Source organism: Sphingomonas sp. SRI_018, from assembly GCF_057586275.1.
Map to the genome: position 1 here is coordinate 139741 of NZ_JBYCZO010000003.1, position 18212 is coordinate 157952.

At 68.9% G+C, this 18212-nt stretch carries 13 protein-coding genes; 12 read left to right on the forward strand and 1 reads right to left on the reverse strand.

Annotated features, from left to right (window positions below):
• Position 1 precedes the first annotated feature (1 nt).
• Entirely contained in the window at positions 2 to 1105 is a 1104-nt protein-coding gene (locus AC2YHA_RS16140; protein ID WP_487402420.1) for an inositol-3-phosphate synthase, read from the forward strand.
• Between the two features lie 9 nt (positions 1106 to 1114).
• On the opposite strand, the gene AC2YHA_RS16145 is transcribed toward AC2YHA_RS16140, so the two are convergent.
• Positions 1115 to 1645 (reverse strand): DUF1003 domain-containing protein, encoded by a 531-nt coding sequence (locus AC2YHA_RS16145; protein ID WP_233784021.1) that lies wholly within the window; start codon positions 1643 to 1645, stop codon positions 1115 to 1117.
• Positions 1646 to 1707: 62 nt separating this feature from the next.
• On the opposite strand from AC2YHA_RS16145, the gene AC2YHA_RS16150 reads away from it, so the two are divergent.
• From AC2YHA_RS16150 to AC2YHA_RS16200, 11 genes are all read left to right on the forward strand, one after another.
• Positions 1708 to 2664, forward strand: coding sequence for an MDR/zinc-dependent alcohol dehydrogenase-like family protein (locus tag AC2YHA_RS16150; protein ID WP_487402421.1), 957 nt, complete (start codon positions 1708 to 1710; stop codon positions 2662 to 2664).
• Entirely contained in the window at positions 2661 to 3662 is a 1002-nt protein-coding gene (locus tag AC2YHA_RS16155; protein ID WP_487402422.1) for a Gfo/Idh/MocA family protein, read from the forward strand. The genes AC2YHA_RS16150 and AC2YHA_RS16155 overlap by 4 nt, the downstream gene beginning before the upstream one ends.
• A complete protein-coding gene (locus AC2YHA_RS16160; protein ID WP_487402423.1) occupies positions 3659 to 4714 on the forward strand; it encodes a polysaccharide pyruvyl transferase family protein in 1056 nt (351 codons plus the stop codon). The genes AC2YHA_RS16155 and AC2YHA_RS16160 overlap by 4 nt, the downstream gene beginning before the upstream one ends.
• A complete protein-coding gene (locus AC2YHA_RS16165) occupies positions 4711 to 6174 on the forward strand; it encodes a Coenzyme F420 hydrogenase/dehydrogenase, beta subunit C-terminal domain (RefSeq protein ID WP_487402424.1) in 1464 nt (487 codons plus the stop codon). Before AC2YHA_RS16160 ends, AC2YHA_RS16165 begins: the two co-directional genes overlap by 4 nt.
• Before the next feature lie 35 nt (positions 6175 to 6209).
• On the forward strand, positions 6210 to 9308 hold the full coding sequence (locus tag AC2YHA_RS16170; protein WP_487402425.1) for a TonB-dependent receptor: 3099 nt from the start codon (positions 6210 to 6212) through the stop codon (positions 9306 to 9308).
• Positions 9309 to 9458: 150 nt separating this feature from the next.
• Complete coding sequence (locus AC2YHA_RS16175) at positions 9459 to 10115, forward strand: TetR/AcrR family transcriptional regulator (RefSeq protein ID WP_233784027.1); 657 nt, start codon at positions 9459 to 9461, stop codon at positions 10113 to 10115.
• A 558-nt stretch (positions 10116 to 10673) separates the two neighbouring features.
• Complete coding sequence (locus AC2YHA_RS16180; RefSeq protein ID WP_233784028.1) at positions 10674 to 11078, forward strand: hypothetical protein; 405 nt, start codon at positions 10674 to 10676, stop codon at positions 11076 to 11078.
• Positions 11075 to 12346, forward strand: coding sequence for an efflux RND transporter periplasmic adaptor subunit (locus tag AC2YHA_RS16185; RefSeq protein WP_487402426.1), 1272 nt, complete (start codon positions 11075 to 11077; stop codon positions 12344 to 12346). The genes AC2YHA_RS16180 and AC2YHA_RS16185 overlap by 4 nt, the downstream gene beginning before the upstream one ends.
• 160 nt (positions 12347 to 12506) lie before the next feature.
• Positions 12507 to 15686 carry an efflux RND transporter permease subunit gene (locus AC2YHA_RS16190; protein ID WP_487402427.1) on the forward strand — a complete coding sequence of 1060 codons (3180 nt, stop codon included), beginning with the start codon at positions 12507 to 12509 and terminating at the stop codon, positions 15684 to 15686.
• 119 nt (positions 15687 to 15805) lie between these two features.
• A complete protein-coding gene (locus AC2YHA_RS16195) occupies positions 15806 to 17230 on the forward strand; it encodes an efflux transporter outer membrane subunit (RefSeq protein ID WP_487402428.1) in 1425 nt (474 codons plus the stop codon).
• A 376-nt stretch (positions 17231 to 17606) separates the two neighbouring features.
• Positions 17607 to 18152, forward strand: coding sequence for a glycoside hydrolase family 108 protein (locus AC2YHA_RS16200; protein ID WP_487402429.1), 546 nt, complete (start codon positions 17607 to 17609; stop codon positions 18150 to 18152).
• Positions 18153 to 18212: the final 60 nt, after the last annotated feature.

Below are 18212 nucleotides of genomic sequence, written 5' to 3' on the forward strand. Positions count from 1 at the left end.
CATGCTCTCCCCCCATCCGCGCGGCATCAACCTCGCGATCGTCGGCGTCGGCAATTGCGCGAGCTCGCTGGTGCAGGGCCTCGAACACTACCGCACCGGCGCCAACGACACCGTCGGCCTGATGCATTGGGAGATCGGCGGCTACCGCCCCGGCGACATCCGCGTCGTCGCGGCCTGGGACGTCGACCGACGCAAGGTCGGCCGCGACGTCGCCAAGGCGATCTTTGCCAAGCCCAACTGCACCGCCGTCTTCGCCGACCGCGTCACGCCGACGGGTACGAAGGTGCGGATGGGCCGCATCCTCGACGGAGTGGCCGAGCATATGGCGGAGTTCCCCGACGACCGCACTTTCCTGCCCGCCGACGAGCCCGAGGCGACGCGCGAGGAGGTGGTCGCGGCGCTGCGCGAGACCGACACCGACGTGCTGGTCAACTATCTGCCGGTGGGTTCGCAGCAGGCGAGCGAGTTCTATGCCGAATGCGCGCTGGAAGCCGGGGTCGCCTTCGTCAACAACATGCCGGTGTTCATCGGCAGCGATCCCGCCTGGGGCGAGCGTTTCCGCCGCGCGGGCGTGCCGGTGATCGGCGACGACATCAAGGCGCAGCTCGGCGCGACCATCGTCCACCGCGTGCTGACCGACCTGTTCCGCAAGCGCGGGGTCAAGCTAGACCGCACCTACCAGCTCAACACGGGCGGCAACACCGACTTCCTCAACATGCTGGAGAGGAAGCGCCTCGCCTCCAAGAAGACCTCGAAGACCGAGGCGGTGCAGTCGGTCGCCGCCGAGCGCATCGCCGACGAGAACATCCACATCGGCCCCAGCGACTATGTCGCCTGGCAGAACGACAACAAGGTCTGCTTCCTGAGGATGGAGGGCCAGCTGTTCGGCGGCGTGCCGATGAACCTGGAGCTGCGCCTGTCGGTCGAGGACAGCCCCAACAGCGCCGGCGTCGCGATCGACATGATCCGCTGCGCCAAGCTCGCCCGCGACCGTGGCCTCGCCGGCCCGATCGAGCCGGCCGCCGCCTTCTTCTGCAAGCACCCGCCCCGGCAGATGCCCGACGACGAGGCCTTCGCCGCGCTCGAAGCCTTCATCGCGGATTGAGCGGCGATGCTACGGCTCGAGCCCCTCGGCGCGCTTGCGCGTGTCCAGCGCGTCGAGCACCTCGACCGGCTCCACGTCGCGCTTGATCTCCTCGAGCTCGGCGTCGTCGACGGGAATGCCGACCCGCTCGGCGATGCGCTCGATCAGCCCCGCGAGCCGTGTCAGCTCGTGCTCCGCCAGCAGGTTGATGTGGAGATCGAGGTTCGCGCGGCGGTCTGCCTCCGTGGCCATGCGATTCTGGCTGATCAGCACGAAGGTCGAAAGGAAGATCGCTTCGACCGACGCTTCCATCGCCAGCACGACGAAGCTGGGGTCGAAGCGCGGCACCCCCGGAATCCAGCCGAGATTGATCGCGATCCAAGCCCCGTAGAGGATCAGATGAATCGCCACGAACGTCATCGATCCGGTAAACCGCGTGATCCGGTCGGCCAGCTGCTGGCTGAATGGGGCCGAGCTCGCCTCGGCACGCTGTCGCTCGGTCAGGCGAGCGATGTTGTCGCGCAGCGTCGCGGTCATCTCGGGCATGGCCGGATCGGGCATTGCGATTATCTCCGGGAGGCCAATCGCCGGAAAGCGCTTTGGTTGCAGTGGAGCGCCGCCTGATGCGCGCCGCCGTGCTCGCCGCTCCCGGCGAAATCCGCATCGAGGAGGCCGCCGTTCCCGAGCCCGGCCCGGGCGAGGTCCGCATCCGGCTGGAGGGCTGCGGCGTCTGTGCCTCCAACCTCGAGCCCTGGGCGGGCCTGCCGTGGATGACCTATCCCGGCGATCCGGGCGGTCTCGGCCACGAAGGCTGGGGCACGGTCGACGCGGTTGGGCCAGGCGTGGAAGGATTGGCGCCCGGCGACCGCGTCGCCGCCGTCTCCTTCCGAAGCTTCGCCGACTATGACCTCGCCGACGCCGGCATGGTCGTGAAGCTCCCGCCCGGCCTCGCCGGCAAGCCATTCCCCGGCGAGCCGATCGCCTGTGCGTTCAACGTCTTCCGCCGCAGCGACATCCGTGCGGGGCAGAGCGTGGCGATCGTCGGAATCGGCTTCCTCGGCGCGATCCTCACCCGCCTCGCCAGCGCGGCCGGCGCGCGCGTGATCACGATCTCGCGCCGCCCGGAATCGCTCGAACTCGCCCGCCGATACGGCGCCGCGGAAACCATCGCGATGGACGATCATTGGAGGATCATCGACGCGGTGAAGGCGCTGACCGGCGATCGTCTGTGCGACCGCGTGATCGAGGCGGTCGGCAAGCAATGGCCTCTCGACCTCGCCGGCGAGCTGGTCGCGTTCGGCGGAAAGCTGATCGTCGCCGGCTATCACCAGGACGGACCGCGCCAGGTGAACATGCAGATGTGGAACTGGAAGGGCATCGACGTGATCAACGCCCATGAGCGCGATCCCGACGTGCAGATGCAGGGCATGCGCGAGGCGGTCGAGGCGGTGGCGAGCCGCCGGCTCGATCCCGCGCCGCTCTACACCCATCGCTATCCGCTCGAACGGCTCGGCGAGGCACTCGACGCGACCCGCGACAAACCCGAGGGCTTCGTCAAGGCGCTGGTGATGATCGCATGACGCCGCGCATCGGATTCCTCGGCACCGGCTGGATCGGTCGGCACCGGATGGCGGCGATGCTCGCCACCGGCGCGGTCGAGGCGGCGGCGGTGTGCGACCCGTCGCCCGAATGCACCGCCGAGGCGCTGAAGCTTGCGCCGGGTGCGCGGCAGGCCGGCTCGCTGGGCGAGATGCTGGCGCTGGGCCTCGACGGCGTAGTGATCGCAACGCCGAGCGCGCTCCATGCCGAGCAGGCGGTGGCGGCGCTGGACGCGGGCGCGGCGGTGTTCTGCCAGAAGCCGCTCGGCCGCACCGCCGCCGAGGCGCAGCGCGTCGTCGAGGCCGCGCGCGCCGCCGACCGGCTGCTCGGCGTCGACCTCTCCTACCGCCACACCGCCGCGATGCAGGCGATCGCGCCGCTGGTGCAGCGCGGCGAGCTCGGCCGGCTGTTCGCGATCGACCTCACCTTCCACAACGCCTACGGCCCGGACAAACCATGGTTCTACGACCGCGCGCTCTCGGGCGGCGGGTGCGTGATCGACCTCGGCGTCCACCTCGTCGACCTCGCGCTGTGGACGCTCGGCTTCCCGCCCGTCACCGCGGTCGAGGCGGACCTGCGCAAGGGCGGAGCACCGGCCGGCGCGGACGAGGTGGAGGATTTCGCCGTCGCCAGCTTCCTGGCCGGCGAGGTGTCGGTGCGGCTCGCCTGCTCCTGGCGCCTCCATGCCGGCCGCGATGCGGTGATCGAGGCGGCCTTCTACGGCACCGGGGGCGGCGCGGCGCTGTGCAACGTCGGCGGCTCCTTCTACGACTTCATCGCCGATCGCTTCGCCGGGACCGACACCGAACGCCTCGCCGACCCGCCCGACGACTGGGGTGCCCGTTCCGCCGCCGCCTGGGCGATCCAACTTGCGGCCTCGCCCCGCTTCGACCCCGCCGCCGAGCGGTTCATCGCCTCAGCCGAGGTGCTCGACCGCATCTACACCGCGGGCCTGATCGAGGAAGCGCGGGCGGCATGAGGATCGGCGTGCTGACCTTCCACCGCTGCATCAACTACGGCTCCTATTGGCAGGCGCGCTGCTTGGTCGATGGCCTCCGCACGCGCGGGCACGACGCGGTGCTGCTCGACCACGACAGCCGCAGCGTCCGCCAGGCCGAATGGCGCTGCGCCTTCCAGCCGCAGCTCCCGCGCCGCACCGAGCGCCGCGACCTCGGCCGCTACGGCGAGAAGGCCCGCCGCTTCCTCCGCGCCTTCGAGCGGCTGCCGCGCTCGCACTGCTTCCCGCTCGAGATGCCCGCGCTGGCCGGCGACTATGATCTGGTGCTGGTCGGCAGCGACGAGGTGTGGAACTTCCGCCACCCCTGGTATTCGGCCAAGCCGATCTTCTTCGGCGAGGGCCTGCGCGCCGGCCGCCTCGCCGCCTATGCCGCCAGCTTCGGCAACCATGATGCGAACGACGGCATCGACGCGAGCTGGACCGAGCGTCTTGGCGCCTTCGACGCGATCTCGGTGCGCGACGACAACAGCCGCGCACTGCTGGCCGGCGCACTCGGCGAGGCGCCGGAGGTGGTGCTCGACCCGTGCCTCCAATTTCCCCCGCCTTCCGCCGACGAGCCGCCGCGGCGTGAGGTCGCCGTCTATGGCCACAGTTTCCCCGCCTGGTTCGCGGGCACCGTCCGCGTCTGGGCGGAGAAGGCCGGGCACCGCCTTATCAGCATCGGCTACCGCAACGACTGGGCTGACGAGCAGCGGATCGAGGCCGATCCCGACGATTTCCGCCGCCTGATCGCCGCGTCGGCGGCGGTGGTGACCAATTTCTTCCACGGCTGCGTGTTCGCGCTGGTCAACGCCAAGCCCTTCGCCTGCGTCGCCTCCGACTATCGCTCGATCAAACTCGGCGATCTGACCCGTCGCGTCGGCGCCGAGCACCGTCTGATCGACACCGGCACCGCTCCCGCCGTCGTCGGCGATCTCCTCGCCACGCCGCTCGCCGCGAACACAGCCGATCGTATCCGCGAGGCACGGCAGCGTTCCAACCACTTCCTCGACCTTGCGCTGGGGGAGGTGTGACCGCCGCCATCAGCCGCCGCGACGTCGTCGCGTCGGGGCTGTGCATCGGCTGCGGAAGTTGCGCGTCGGACAAAGCGGAGATGGGATGGGACCGCTATGGCCAACTCGAGCCCCGCGCTCCGTCAGCGGTGATGCGATCGCCGAGCGAACGACTGGCGCAAACCTGCCCCTTCTCCCCCACCGCCCGCAACGAGGACGCGATCGCCACCAACCGTTTCCCCACAGCTCCCATCCACGACCCGGCGATCGGCCGGTTCGAGGCGGCCTATGTCGGCCACGCCGACGAGGGCGACTTCCGCAGGAACGGCAGCTCGGGAGGTATGGTGAGCTGGGTCGCCGCCGAACTGCTGCGGCGGGGCGAGGTCGACGGCGTCGCCCATGTCGTTGCGACCGATCCCGAAGCCGACGGCCGCCTGTTCCGCTACCGCATATCACGCACCGAGCAGGCAGTCCGCGAGGGCGCCAAGTCGCGCTATTATCCGATCGAGCTCTCCGACGTGCTGCGCGAGATCCGCGAGGTGCCAGGCCGCTATGCCGTCGTCGGCATCCCGTGCTTCATCAAGGCGGTCCACCTCCAGCGCGCCGCAGATCCCGTCTTCGCCGATCGCATCACCACGACACTCGGCCTGTTCTGCGGCCACATGAAGAGCGCGCACATGGTCGAGAGCTTCGCCCGGCAGATGGGCGTCGATCCGGCGGAGGTCGCCGGCATCGATTATCGCCGCAAATGGCCTGAGCGCCCGGCGAACTGGTACAACGCCGAGCTGACGCTCCGCGACGGCCGCACCGTCAACCGCGACTGGTGGCACCTGGCCGAAGGCGACTGGGGCGCCGGCTTCTTCCAGAACTCCGCCTGTAATTTCTGCGACGACGTGACGGCGGAGACCGCCGACATTGCCTTCGGCGACGCCTGGGTCGAGCCCTATTCATCTGACGGGCGCGGTACCAACGTCGTAGTGGTCCGCACGCCAAAGCTGCGCAGGATGATCGAGCAGGGCCGCGCCGCCGGCCGGCTGCGGCTCGAACCGGTCGACGCCGCCTTCGTGATCGCGACCCAGGATGCCGGCCTCAGGCACCGGCGCGAGGGCCTTGCCTATCGCCTGACCTGGCACCGCACCGGCCTCGTCCCGCGCAAACGTGTCGCACCGTCCAAGAGCCGCCTCCCGCTCCGCCGCAGGCTCGTCTATCGGATGCGCGCCGCGATCAGCCGCTGGAGCCGTCGCCTGTTCGCCCTGTCCAGGCGCACGGGCTGGTTCGCGGGCTATCGGCTCTGGGCCAAGGCGAGCCTCGCCCTTTACCAGGCGCTGACCTATCGCCGCGGCCGCCTCGGCAAGTTCCTCGCGATCCTGCCGGACCGGCCGCGCCAGCACGCGGCACAGAGCGTGGCGGCGCAGCGGCCTGTTGCCAAATTGCGTCTTGACGCGAACGCCGACCAAGCAGATGACAGCCACGATATGTAACCGGTTTCAAGGCCGGACATCAAAGGGGAGAGACCATGATCGGATTTCGGTGCAACGGCGGCGCGGCGCGCGGGGGACTGACGCGGTTCGCGGCGGCGCTGCTGGTCGGCAGCGCGCTTTCGGCGGTCTCAGCCGTTCCCGTGCACGCCCAGGTCAACAACGCTTCGCTGCGCGGCCGCATCACCGGCGCCGCCGAGGGCGCCGCCCCGACCCAGGTCGTCGCGATCGAAGTCGCCACAGGCTTCCGCCGCACCGCGGTGGTGACGCCCGACGGCGGCTACAACTTCCCGTCGCTCCGCCCCGGCCGCTATCGGCTGGAGGTGGTGACGCCGAGCGGCAACCGCTCCACCGACGAGTTCACGCTCGCGGTCGGGCAGAGTGCCAGCTTCGACTTCGACCTGGCGCCTGCCCCGGCCCCAGAGACGACCGAACGGCCCGAAACCCCGGCCGGCGCGAACGACATCATCGTCACCGGCAACCGTATCCGCAGCATGGAGGGCGGCGAAGTCGGCGTGACCATCACCCAGCGCCTCATCGACCAGCTGCCCCAGATCAACCGCAACTTCCTCGCCTTCGCCGATCTCGCGCCGGGCGTGCAGTTCATCACCGACGCCGGCGGCAACTCGCGCGTCCAGGGCGGCGCGCAGGGCAGCAACTCGGTCAACGTGTTCATCGACGGCGTCGGGCAGAAGGACTATGTCCTCAAGAACGGCGTCACCGGCCAGGACACCAGCTCGGGCAATCCCTTCCCCCAGCTCGCCATCGGCGAGTACCGGGTGATCAGCTCCAACTACAAGGCCGAGTTCGACCAGGTCAGTTCGGTCGCGATCACCGCCGCCACCAAATCGGGCACCAACGAGTTCCACGGCGAAGGCTTCATCGACTTCACCAACCAGGATCTGCGCGATTACCGCCCGATCGAGCTGTTCGGCGCCAATCCCGCCAAGGTGAAGAGCAAGGACATGCAGTTCGGCGGTGCGCTGGGCGGTCCGATCGTCAAGGACGTCGCGCATTTCTTCGTGACCTATGAAGGCAAGCGCCGCGTAGAGCCGCGCGACGTGTCGCCCGGCATGTCGCTGCCGGTGTCCTTCTTCCCGGAGGAGTATCGCGGCTATTTCGGCTCCTACAACAAGGAGTTCAACGAGGATCTCTATTTCGGCAAGATCGACGTCGAGCCGACGAGCAACGACCTGCTCGAATTCTCGCTCAAATACCGCAACGAGGACGACGAGCAGTTCAACAGCGGCCTCAACGCCTATGACACGCGCAGCATCACCAAGGTCAAGGAATGGCGCGGCCTCGCCCGCTGGCAGCACACGGCGGACACCTGGATCAACGATTTCAAGGTCGCCTATGAGAACGTGACGTGGAATCCGCGACCCGCTCAGGACGGCATCGTCACGCTCTTCAACGCGCGCGTTCCGGACCCGGCGAACGGCTCGATCGTACGAACCGGCGAGATCCTGCGCTTCGGCGGCGGCAACAACTTCCAGGACAAGGGTCAGAAGGGCTGGCAGGTCTCCGACGACTTCACCTACACCGGCCTTCAGGGGCATACGTTCAAGGTCGGCGTCAAGGCGAAGTGGGTGACGCTCAACACCTTCGAGCAGAGCGGGCTCAACCCGCTCTATTACTACAACGTCACCTACGACCCGAACGGCGGCACCGCCTTCAATGACCAGGTCCCCTACCGCCTGCAGTTCTCCGCGCCGGTCGGCGACGGCGATCCGCATATCCGGTCGAAGAACTTCCAGCTCGGCCTCTACATCCAGGACGACTGGGACGTCACCGACCGGCTGACGCTCAACCTCGGCCTGCGCTGGGATTACGAGCGCACGCCCGCCTACCTCAATTACGTCACCGACCCGGCGATCGCCGCGCTGGTCACCGGCGTCACCACCGGTGCGGACGGCCAGCCGCTCTATCCGAACCTGTTGAACACCAACTACGACATCCGCGACTATATCTCGACCGGCAGCGAGCGGAAGGCGTTCAAGGGGGCGTGGCAGCCGCGCCTCGGCTTCACCTATGAGCTCGACGATGCCGGCCGCTTCGCCATCTTCGGCGGCTACGGCCGGTCCTACGACCGCACCCAGTTCGACTTCATCCAGCAGGAGCTGGCGCAGGGCCTGTACGCCACCCGCACCTTCAACTTCAACACGGGCGATCCCGACAACACCTGCTCGCCGAGCCCCAGCCCGACCTGCCTGCCATGGAACCCCGTCTACCTGACCGCGGAGGGCCGCGCGCAGCTGCTCGCCGGCGTTCCCGGCGGCGGCGCCCGCGAGCTGCGCTTCATCAACAACGACCTCAAGATGCCCTATTCGGACCAGTTCAGCCTGGGCATCCGCGGCCGCTTCAACCTGCTCGACCTCGAGACCGGCTACAGCCATGTCTCGAGCAAGGACGGCTTCGTCTATCTGCTCGGCAACCGGCGGCCGGACGGCACCTTCTTCCCGGCAAGCGGATCGCCCGAATCGCCGTTCGGCTTCGCGCCGCCGGGCTACGGCTCGATCATCATCGGCACCAACGGCCTCGAGACGCGCGCCGACAGCGCCTATCTCAAGCTGACCAAGCGCTACACGCGCGAGTCGCCGTGGAGCCTGGACGCGACCTACACCTATACCAAGGCGGAGGAGAACCGCGAGTTCGGCCAGCTGTTCAGCCTCGATTACCCGAGCATGGACGACTATCCGTTCACCGCCTCGTCGGGCGTGCGCAAGCATCGCATCGTCGTCGCGGGTACTGCGGACCTGCCGTTCGATATGACCTTCGCGGCCAAGTTCCAGATCGCCTCGCCGATGGTCCTCAAGACCTTCGTCGATACCGTCGGCACGCCGCCGCAGCGCGACGTCGTCGCTACCGAGGTCGACGGCAACGGCGACCGCTGGGGCTATCGTCAGCTGGACGTGTCGCTGACCAAATACGTTCCGCTGGGCTTCATCACCGACCAGACCCGGCTGCGGTTCCGCGTCGACGTCATCAACCTGCTGAACGACCGCAACTACAACCGATTCGACGCGCTTACCGGCACGCGCCTGCAGAATCTGCCCGGTCGCGCGTTCGATGCCAACGATTACAGCACCGATGGTCCGCCGCGCACCATCAAGGTCTCGGCAGGTTTCAGCTTCTGATTATATAAGCCCTTACGGCGCGCAGCTCCCTTACGGGGGCTGCGGTGCCGTAGCGTCCGACAGTTCATTAGGAAGCTATCGTTCCCGGTTCGTCCCGAATCCGGGTAAGCGCTGGACTTTCTTTATGGTTTCCATTATATACCGCTCGTTATGGAAACCATCACCGCTGACCGGCCCGCGACGCCGCAGAGCACGCCGCACAAAGGCCGTCCTCGCGAATTCTGCGTCGATGAGGCCCTGGCCGCCGCGCTCCGCGTGTTCTGGAGCAAGGGCTATGAGGGTGCTTCGCTCACCGATCTGACCGAGGCGATGGGCATCACCCGCCCCAGCCTCTACGCCGCCTTTGGTAACAAGGAATCGCTGTTCCGCAAGGCCCTCGATCTCTACGAGTGCGAGAAGATGGCCTATGTCGGCCAGTCGCTTGAGAAGCCGACCGCGCGCGAGGTCGCCGAATCGATGCTGCGCGGAAGCCTGGAGAACCAGACCAGCAGCTGTGAGCCGCGCGGCTGCCTGGGCGTGATCAGCTCGGTGGCCTGCGGCGCCGAAGCCGAATCGATCCGCCACGAGGTGCTGGAGCGCGGCAACATCGCCAAGCTGGCGCTGGTCGAGCGCATGAAACGCGCCCGGGAGGAAGGCGACCTTCCCGCCCACATCGACCCGGCCGGCATCACCAGCCATCTCTATGCGATCATGCAGGGCATGGCGGTGCAAGCCGGCGCCGGCGCCACCCGCGCCGAACTCGAGAAGCTCGTCGAGACCAGCATGGCGATGTGGCCGTGCAACGATCCTCCGCCGACAGCGACGTAATATCTCCAGCCCACCATTCCCTCCCTCCGTCACCTCGGCCTTGGGCCGGGGTCCACAGTGCGCTGACGTTGTAGCCGCTCCTGCTTCAACGGTGCAGCAAGCTCCTCTTCTTCAGTGTTCGCGGATGAGTGGACCCCGGCCCAAGGCCGGGGTGACGGAGGGGAAAAAACCTCACCTTCACCCCACCCCTCGACAAAATTTATCGACCGGTATAAAAAGCGGTTGACGCAGCGCAGCGGGATTTCTATACTGCACAGTATAGAAGGTGGAGCTGTCCCTTCGGGCCGGCCCCTCCTGATAGGGGAACGCCCCGACAAAGGGACAAGCGATGCGCTACTGCCATATTCTCGCGGTTCGCGCCGGACCCTGACGGACCCGACGCAATCGCTCGTCAGGTATTGATTTAGTCGGCTGACCGGCAGGCTTCGAGCCTGTCTGCGCAGGGGGAAGCTGCGCCTCTCGCCGCACAGATTCGCATGGGCAACTGACGCCGCCGGCCTCGCCGCGGCGATGGGGAGGCGTTTGCGCGCCTCGAACAAGGACAAGGGAGACATGAGCATGGCCTATGTCGCTTTCGCCGAAACCGGCGGCACCGATTTCGTCACCACCGTCCGTGACCGGACCTCCCCCAAGCCGGTCGACCGCAGCGCGGGCTTTTCCGCGCTCGAATGGTCGGTGGTGGCGTTAGCCGAGCGTGACAGTCTGTCGACGCTGCGCACCCCAGGGCGCGTCGCGGCGGCGCTCGGCACTTTATTCGGCGAGCGGCCCAACCCGCAGCTCGCCGATCCCCGCCTCGAGGCGCTGCGCCGCATGGCGGTGCTGAGCTGGCATTATGGCTACACCGTGCCCGGCGAGGACGTCCGGGACTTCGTCGCCGCCGGCTTCACCCTCGATCACTACGAACTGCTGGTCGACAGCATCAGCGTCGCGCGCGCCGCGCGCAACCGAAGGGCTCACCGATGAACATGGTTTCCCCGATCAACACCACCGAGGGCGAGCCGCTGCCGGCGCGCCGCATCGCCGACCGGCCGCTGTGGCAGCGGCTCGCGATCATCGCGCTCCCCGTCGCCGTGGTCGGCGCCGGCGTGGCCTATTTCGAACAGAGCCCGCCCGCCGCGGCGGCGCCGCCCCCGCCCACCGTTACCGTCGCCACGCCGCTGGCGCGCGACGTCAACGAGTGGGACGACTATGTCGGCCGCTTCGAGGCGAGCCGCAGCGTCGAGGTGCGTCCGCGCGTCTCCGGCCAGGTCACCGCGGTGCACTTCACCGACGGCGCGATCGTCCGCCAGGGGCAGCTGCTCTTCACCATCGACCCGCGCCCGTTCGCGGCGGCGCTCGCCGAGGCGCGCGCCGGCGTCGCCAGCGCGTCGAGCGACCTCGCGCTCGCCGAGGCCGACCTCGCCCGCGCCAACCGGCTGCTCGCCGACGACGCGGTGTCGAAGAGCGACATCGACCGCCTCAATGCCCGCGTCCGCGCCGCCCGCGCCGCGCTGGCCGGGGCGCAGGCCCGGGTGCGCAGCCGCGCGCTCGACCTGGAGTTCACCCAGGTCCGCGCGCCGATCACCGGCCGCATCTCCGACCGCCGCATCGATCCGGGCAACCTCGTCTCGGCGAGCGACGGCGGCGGCACGATGCTGACCACGATCAACGCGCTCGACCCGATCTACTTCGCCTTCGACAGCTCGGAAGCCCTGTACCTCAAGGCGCAGCGCGACCGGCAGGCCGACCGCAAGGCCGCGCAGGAAGTGCAGGTCCGGCTGCAGGACGAGCCGACCTATCGCTGGAACGGCCGTGTCGACTTCACCGACAATGCGATCAATTCGCACTCCGGCACGGTCCGCGTGCGCGCGGTGATCGACAATCCCGACTATTTCCTGACGCCCGGCATGTTCGGCAACATGCGCCTGGCGCAGGGCGGGACGACGCGCGCGCTGCTGATCCCGGATTCGGCGGTGCGCACCGATCAGGCGCGCAAGGTCGTGTTCGTCGTCGGCAAGGACGGCACCGTCGCCGCCAAGCCGGTCGAGCCCGGCCCTGTCGTCGCCGGGCTGCGCGTGATCCGCTCCGGCCTCACCCCCAATGACCAGGTGATCCTGCAGGGCATCCAGTTCGCCCAGCCCGGCGCGAAGGTCACGGTGAAGCCGACCACGATCAAGCCGCAGCCGGCGCCCGCCGGCGCCGACGCCGCGGTCGAGCAGCCCGCCGCCTCGCAGGCGACGCTCGCGGGGTAGCGGCACGGGATAGCGGACGGCCGGGCCCACCCACCAGGCCGTCCGCGGCGAGCGCAGTCGGGACGGCGCCCTACGTCCGCCTCGACTGCGCTCGGAACGCCGTCCCGCCCGCGCCCAATTACGCCCCTTTCCGGCCCGCGACGGGCCGAGGAGACCCGACATGCGTCTCAGTCATTTCTTCATCCGCCGGCCGATCTTCGCAGGCGTGATCGCGATCATCATCACGATCATCGGCGCCTTCGCCTATTTCGGCCTGCCGATCTCGCAGTTCCCCAACGTCGTCCCCCCGACGGTGACGGTCACCACCAACTATCCCGGCGCCTCGGCCGAGACCGTCGCCGACACCGTCGCTGCGCCGATCGAGCAGCAGATCAACGGCGTCGACAACATGCTCTACCAGTCGTCGCAGTCGACCGGCGACGGGCGGCTGACGATCACCGTCACCTTCAAGCTCGGCACCAACCTCGATACCGCGCAGGTGCTGGTGCAGAACCGCGTCGCGCTCGCCGAGCCGAGCCTGCCGGAGGAGGTGCGCCGCCAGGGCGTCGTGGTCCGCAAGACCTCGCCGTCGTGGCTGATGGCGATCAACGTGCTGTCGCCCGACGGCTCGCTCGACCGCAGCTACGTCTCCAACTACGCGCTGACCCAGCTCAAGGACCGGCTGACCCGCGTCGACGGCATCGGCGACGTCCAGGTGTTCGGCGCGCGCGACTTCGCGATGCGCGTGTGGATCGATCCCGGCCGCGCGGCCGAGCTGAACCTCACCGGCGGCGACATCGTCTCGGCGCTCAGGGCACAGAACGTGCAGGTCGCCGCCGGCGTGGTCGGCCAGCCGCCGTTCGACACCGGCGCCGCGCAGCAGCTCAACGTCGAGACGCAGGGCCGCTTCAAGACCGCGGACGAGTTCGCCAACATCATCATCCGCACCGATCCCACCGGCGCGATCACCCGCCTGCGCGACGTCGCGCGTGTCGAGCTCGGCGCCGAGGATTACGGCGTCAACGCCTATCTCTCGGGCCAGGACTCGATCATCATGGGCGTCACCCAGCGGCCGGGCACCAACGCGCTCGCCGCCGCCGAGGGGGTGAAGGCCCAGCTCAAGGAAGCCGCCAAGAGCTTCCCGAAGGGCCTCGAATACCGCATCATCTGGAACCCGACCGAGTTCATCAGCGAATCGATGCACGCGGTGCAGGAGACGCTGCTGGAGGCGATGATCCTCGTCGTCATCGTCATCATCGTCTTCCTCCAGAGCTGGCGCGCCGCGGTCATCCCGATCGTCGCCATCCCCGTGTCGCTGATCGGCACCTTCGCGATGCTGGCCGGGCTCGGCTATTCGCTCAACACGCTGTCGATGTTCGGCCTGGTGCTGGCGATCGGCATCGTCGTCGACGACGCCATCGTCGTCGTCGAGAACGTCGAGCGTAATCTGGAACACGGCCTCTCCCCGCGCGAAGCCGCACACAAGTCGATGGACGAGGTGTCGGCGGCGCTGGTCGCGATCGTGCTGGTGCTCTGCGCCGTGTTCGTGCCGACCACCTTCCTCACCGGCATCACCGGCGAGTTCTACCGCCAGTTCGCGGTGACGATCGCCACCGCCACCGTGATCTCGCTGATCCTGTCGCTCACTCTGTCGCCCGCGCTCGCCGCCCTGCTGCTGCGCCCGCGCGCGACCGAGGCGCCGGCGTCCGGCTGGCGGCGCTATGCCTGGCTGGCGGGCGACCGCTTCAACCAGGGCTTCGATCGCCTGAGCAACTGGTACTCGCGCCTCACCCACCGCATCACCAGCGCGCCCAAGTCGGCGCTCGCCACCTATGCCGCGCTGATCCTCGCCACCGGCGCGATCTTCTGGGCGACCCCTGCCGGCTTCGTCCCCGCGCAGGACCAGGGCTATGCCCTCGCCGCGATCCAGCTGCCGCCCGGCAGCTCGATCCAGCAGACCGACGCGGTGCTGAAGAAGGTGGTGAGCAAGCTGCTCAAGGTGCCCGGCACCGAGGCGGCGGTGATGTTCGCCGGCTTCGACGGCGCCTCGCAGACGCAGGCGTCGAACGCGGGCGCGGCCTATATCACCTTCAAGCCGTTCTCGGAACGCGCCGGCACCGACCGGACCGAGCGCAACATCGAGAACGACATGCGCGCGGCGCTCGCCGACGTGAACGACGCGTTCGTGTTCGTGATCCCGCCGCCCGTCATCCAGGGCATCGGCAACGGCGGCGGCTATCGCATGATCGTGCAGGACCGCAGCGACGCCGGCTACCAGGCGCTGGAGCAGGCCGCCGGCCAGCTCATCGGCCAGGCGCACCAGCAGCGCGAGCTCGCCAACGTGTTCACGCTGTTCAACACCGCCACGCCGCGCGTCTATGCCGACATCGACCGTGCCAAGGCCGACATGCTGGGCGTGCCGCCGAGCCGCGTGTTCGAGGCGCTCCAGGTCTACCTGGGCTCCGCGTACATCAACGACTTCAACCTGCTCGGCCGCACCTTCCGCGTGACCGCGCAGGCGGAGGCCGCCGCGCGCGACGACCCGTCGGACATCGCCCAGCTCAAGACCCGCTCCAACACCGGCGAGATGGTGCCGGTCGGCGCGGTCGCGACCTTCGTCGACAAGACCGGCCCCTATCGCGTCACCCGCTACAACCTCTTCCCGGCGGTCGAGGTCGACGGCGAGACCGCCCCCGGCTATTCGACCGGCCAGGCGATCGCGGTGATGGAGCGGCTCGCGACCGGGCTCCCGAGCGGCTTCACCACCGAGTGGACCGACATCGCCTTCCAGCAGAAGGCGGCCGGCAACATCGCCGCGCTGATCTTCGCGCTGTCGGTGGTGTTCGTCTTCCTGGTGCTCGCTGCGCAGTTCGAGAGCCTGATGCTGCCGCTCGCGATCATCCTGATCGTGCCGATGACGCTGCTCGCCGCGATGGCGGGCGTGAACCTGAGGGGCATGGACAACAACATCCTGACCCAGATCGGCCTGATCGTGCTGATCGCGCTCGCCGCCAAGAACGCGATCCTGATCGTCGAGTTCGCCAAGCAGGCCGAGGAGCGCGGCGCGACCGTGGTCGAAGCGGCGGTGGAGGCGGCCCGCACGCGCCTGCGCCCGATCCTGATGACCAGCTTCGCGTTCATCCTGGGCGTCGTGCCGCTGGTCTGGGCCTCGGGCCCCGGCTACGAGCTGCGCCAGGCGCTCGGCACCGCGGTGTTCTACGGCATGGTCGGCGTCACCGTGTTCGGCCTGATCTACACCCCCACCTTCTACGTCGTCTGCCGCACGATCGGCGACCGTATCGCGCGTGCTCGCAAGCGCGGCGGCGACACGGCCGGTGCGGAACTCCAGCCGGCGGAATGAACCAGCAGTCGCCCTCACCCTTCCGGCGCCTTCGGCGCCTCCCTCCCTCTCCCGCTGGGAGAGGGAAGGGGCCCGCCGCCGTAGGCGGTGGGAAGGGTGAGGGTGATCGAGAAAGCAGGATGCAAACCATGCGTATCTTCCTCGCAACAGCCTCGGCACTCGCGCTCGCCGCCTGCGCCGTCGGCCCGAACTACAAGGCCCCCACCCCGCCGCAGACCGCCTCGGGCAAGTTCGTCTCGACGAACACGCCCGCGGTCACCACCGCGCCCGTCGAGGGCAAGTGGTGGCGCCTCTACGACGATCCCGTCCTCGACGGCCTGGTCGCCGACGCGCTCGCCGCCAACACCGACCTGCGCGTCGCGGTCGCCCGCCTCGCCCGCGCCCGCGCGTCGCTGCGCGAGGTGCGCACCGATCGGCTGCCCGAGGTCGGCGTCAGCGCCAATCCCACCTACCGCCGCCTGCCCGAGATCCAGACCGGGCCGGGAGTGAAGCGCGAGGACTGGCTGCTCGACGGCGGGCTCGACGTCTCCTACGAAGTCGACCTGTTCGGCCGCATCACCCGCGACGTCGAGGCGGCGCGGGGCGACGTCGCCGCCGCCCAGGCCGATGCCGATGCGGTGCGCGTCTCGGTCGTCGCCGAGACCGCGCGCGCCTATGCCGACGCCGCCAGCGCCGCCGAGCGGCTCGCGGTCGCCGAGCGCATCGTCAGCCTGCTCGACCGTTCGCTGAAGCTCACCGACCGCCGCGCCCAGGTCGGCCTCACCACCCGGCTCGACACCGCGCGCATCGCGGCGCTGCGCAACCAGCGCCAGGCCGAGGTGCCCTCGATCGCCGCCGAGCGCGACGCCGCGCTGTTCCGCCTGGCGACGCTCACCGGCCGCGCGCCGGCGGACCTCCCCGACGTGGCCAAGGCGCGGACCGCGACGCTCCGCCTCGACAAGCCGATCCCGGTCGGCGACGGCGCCGCCCTCCTCGCCCGGCGCCCGGACGTGCGCGCCGCCGAGCGCCGCCTCGCCGCCGCCACCGCACGCATCGGGGTCGCCACCGCCGACCTCTATCCCCGCATCAGCCTCGGCGCCTCGATCGGCTCGACCGGCACCGATATCGGCGACATCTTCGGCGCCGGCCCCCTTCGCTGGCTTCTCGGCCCGCTGATCAGCTGGTCGTTCACCGACCAGGCCCGCGCCCGCGCCCGCATCGCCGGAGCGGAGGCCGACACCCAGGCCGCGCTCGCGACCTTCGACGGCACCGTGCTGCGCTCGCTCGAGGAGACCGAGACCGCGCTCACCGGCTATGCGCACATGCTCGACCGCCGCACCGCCCTCCAGGCGGCGCGCAACGAGGCCGAGATCGCGGTCCGCATCACCCGCGCCCAGCAGCGCGAGGGTCAGATCGACAGCCTTGCCCTGCTCGACTCCGAGCGCACCTTCGCCGAGGCCGAGGCCGAGCTCGCCCTGATCGATGCCCAGATCGCCGACGCGCAGATCACGCTGTTCAAGGCGCTCGGCGGCGGCTGGGAGGATGCGCCGCCGGTCAAGGCGTAGGAATTGGTTCACGCAAAGGCGCGAAGAGAAGAAGTTTGTTCACGCGGAGACGCGGAGGACGCAGAGATGTCTCGCCTGTAGTCCCCGTCTCGCGTCAGCGAGACCTTTCAGCCTGCGGCAAGCACCAAGCCTGAAGGCCGCTGGCGCGGCTGAGCGTGCGGCCAGCGACGTATCTCCGCGTCCTCCGCGTCTCCGCGTGAACCAATTCACTTCTTCTTCCCTTCGCGCCTTTGCGTGAACAAGCTCCTCCTTCCGAACCTTCCCCCTCTCCATGCGTATACGGGCTAGCACCGCTCAGCCCGCGAGCCCGCATGTCAAAACAGCTTTCCTACATTGAACCTATTTGGTTATTATCCGCGACTCGAAGGAGGCGCATATGGATATCGACCAACTGATCGACGACGTCATCGCCCGGGAGGGCGGTTATTCCGACCACCCCGCCGACCGCGGCGGCCCGACTCGCTGGGGCATTACCCAGGCGACCGCACGGCAGCACGGCTACACCGGCGACATGCGGAGCTTCCCGCGCGAGCAGGCCGCGGCGATCTACCGCCGCACCTACTGGACCCAGCCGGGCTACGATCGCGTCGCGGATCATGCCGAGCGCGTGGCGGCGGAGCTGTTCGACACCGGCGTCAACATGGGGCCGGCGATTGCAACCCGCTTTCTCCAGCGCGCGCTCAACGCGCTCAACCGCAACGAGAGCGATTATCCCGACATCACCGTCGACGGACAGATCGGCCCGCGCACGCTGACCGCGCTCGCCGGCTTCATCGATACGCGCGGCGCGGCGGGGGAAGCGGTGCTGCTCAAGGCGATCGAGGCGCTGCAAGGCGAATATTACATCAGCCTCGCCGAACGCCGGCCAGCCAATGAGGCGTTCCTCTACGGCTGGCTCGCGAACCGGATCGGTTCATCGTGACTCGCGCGCGCGTACGCGAAGCAGGCGCGACTTTCGTGACTTTCGGCGGCTTTCCGCGGT

What these genes read in the sequence shown, in the direction of transcription:
- AC2YHA_RS16175 (WP_233784027.1), top strand. Translation starts at nt 9,459, where the DNA reads ATGGAAACCATCACCGCTGACCGGCCCGCGACGCCGCAGAGCACGCCG.
- AC2YHA_RS16195 (WP_487402428.1), top strand. Translation starts at nt 15,806, where the DNA reads ATGCAAACCATGCGTATCTTCCTCGCAACAGCCTCGGCACTCGCGCTC.
- AC2YHA_RS16155 (WP_487402422.1), top strand. Translation starts at nt 2,661, where the DNA reads ATGACGCCGCGCATCGGATTCCTCGGCACCGGCTGGATCGGTCGGCAC.
- AC2YHA_RS16140 (WP_487402420.1), top strand. Translation starts at nt 2, where the DNA reads ATGCTCTCCCCCCATCCGCGCGGCATCAACCTCGCGATCGTCGGCGTC.
- AC2YHA_RS16150 (WP_487402421.1), top strand. Translation starts at nt 1,708, where the DNA reads ATGCGCGCCGCCGTGCTCGCCGCTCCCGGCGAAATCCGCATCGAGGAG.
- AC2YHA_RS16200 (WP_487402429.1), top strand. Translation starts at nt 17,607, where the DNA reads ATGGATATCGACCAACTGATCGACGACGTCATCGCCCGGGAGGGCGGT.
- AC2YHA_RS16145 (WP_233784021.1), bottom strand. Translation starts at nt 1,645, where the DNA reads ATGCCCGATCCGGCCATGCCCGAGATGACCGCGACGCTGCGCGACAAC.
- AC2YHA_RS16160 (WP_487402423.1), top strand. Translation starts at nt 3,659, where the DNA reads ATGAGGATCGGCGTGCTGACCTTCCACCGCTGCATCAACTACGGCTCC.
- AC2YHA_RS16185 (WP_487402426.1), top strand. Translation starts at nt 11,075, where the DNA reads ATGAACATGGTTTCCCCGATCAACACCACCGAGGGCGAGCCGCTGCCG.
- AC2YHA_RS16180 (WP_233784028.1), top strand. Translation starts at nt 10,674, where the DNA reads ATGGCCTATGTCGCTTTCGCCGAAACCGGCGGCACCGATTTCGTCACC.
- AC2YHA_RS16190 (WP_487402427.1), top strand. Translation starts at nt 12,507, where the DNA reads ATGCGTCTCAGTCATTTCTTCATCCGCCGGCCGATCTTCGCAGGCGTG.
- AC2YHA_RS16170 (WP_487402425.1), top strand. Translation starts at nt 6,210, where the DNA reads ATGATCGGATTTCGGTGCAACGGCGGCGCGGCGCGCGGGGGACTGACG.